The 1,296-nt window shown below is 71.3% G+C and carries 2 protein-coding genes; both read left to right on the top strand.

Features of this window, described 5'->3' with window-relative positions; all coding sequences use genetic code 11:
• Positions 1-549, top strand: a 549-nt coding sequence (locus tag IEY93_RS37345) for a cellulose binding domain-containing protein (protein ID WP_189167873.1), incomplete at its 5' end; no start/stop codon positions are given.
• A gap of 33 nt (positions 550-582) precedes the next feature.
• On the top strand, positions 583-1,296 hold a 714-nt coding region (locus IEY93_RS39155), incomplete at its 3' end, for a cellulose-binding domain-containing protein (protein ID WP_229691817.1).

Here is a 1,296-nt window from a genome sequence, read left to right as displayed (position 1 = left end):
TGCGCCGGCATCACCGTCTGGGGCGTCCGCGACCAGGACTCCTGGCGCAGCGGCGACACCCCGCTGCTGTTCAGCGGTGGCAACAAGAAGCCCGCCTACGACGCCGTCCTGAACGCCCTCAACAACGCGACCCCCAACCCCACACCGACCCCGACGCCGACCCCCACGCCGACGCCGACTCCCACGCCCACGCCCACCCCGACTCCGACGCCTACGCCGACTCCCACGCCCACCCCGACGCCGACCCCGGTTCCGGGTGGATGCGCGGCGACGATCACGACGACCAACAGCTGGCCGGGCGGGTTCCAGTCGGAGGTCACGGTCAGCGCGGGCAGCGCCGCGGTCAACGGATGGACCGTCCGGTGGACCTGGCCCGGCGGGCAGAGCATCAGCAGCCTGTGGAGCGGCACCCAGAGCGGGTCCGGCTCCAGCGTCGCCGTGCGCAACGCCGCCTACAACGGTTCCGTCGCCGCCGGTGGCTCCACGACCTTCGGCTTCACCGCCAACGGCAGCGCGGCCACTCCGACCGCCACCTGCACCAGCCCCTGACAACAGCCGGACATGATGATGAGGAGAATACAGATGCGTCTGCCCTGGCGAGCGCGGTCACCGCGCCCCTCCGCCGTCACGACCGTGGCGCCGCCGTCCCGGCGGGCCTCGCGCCGTGGCCCCGTGATCGGCGCCCTCGCGGTCCTACTGGCCGGAGCCGGCCTGCTGACCACCCAGCCCGCCCAGGCCGCCGTCGCCTGCCGGGTCGACTACACCGTCAGTTCGAGCTGGCCGGGTGGCTTCGGTGCCAACGTCACCATCAACAACCTCGGTGACGCGGTCAACGGCTGGCGGCTGACCTGGACCTTCGGCGCCGGACAGCAGATCACCCAGATATGGAACGCCACCCAGACCCAGTCGGGCTCGTCGGTCACCGCGACCAACGTCTCCTACAACGGCTCGATTCCCTCCGGTGGCAGCACGTCGTTCGGCTTCAACGGCTCCTACAACGGCAGCAACCCGGTCCCCACGTCGTTCTCCCTGAACGGCGTCGAGTGCACCGGCACTCCCGGCAGCCCGAGCCCGACGCCCACGATCACCCCGACCCCCGACCCGACGCCGACCCCCACTCCCACGCCGACCCCCACGCCGACGCCGAGCCCGACGCCGACCGGCACCTGCCCGCTTCCCTCGACCTACCGGTGGAGTTCGTCGGGTGCGCTCGCGACGCCGAAGTCGGGATGGGTGTCACTGAAGGACTTCACCCACGTCAACTACAACGGCAAGCACCTGGTCTACGGCACGACC

The organism is Sphaerisporangium melleum (assembly GCF_014646695.1).
GTDB lineage: Bacteria > Actinomycetota > Actinomycetes > Streptosporangiales > Streptosporangiaceae > Sphaerisporangium > Sphaerisporangium melleum.
This window is presented reverse-complemented; position numbering and strand designations above follow the sequence as displayed.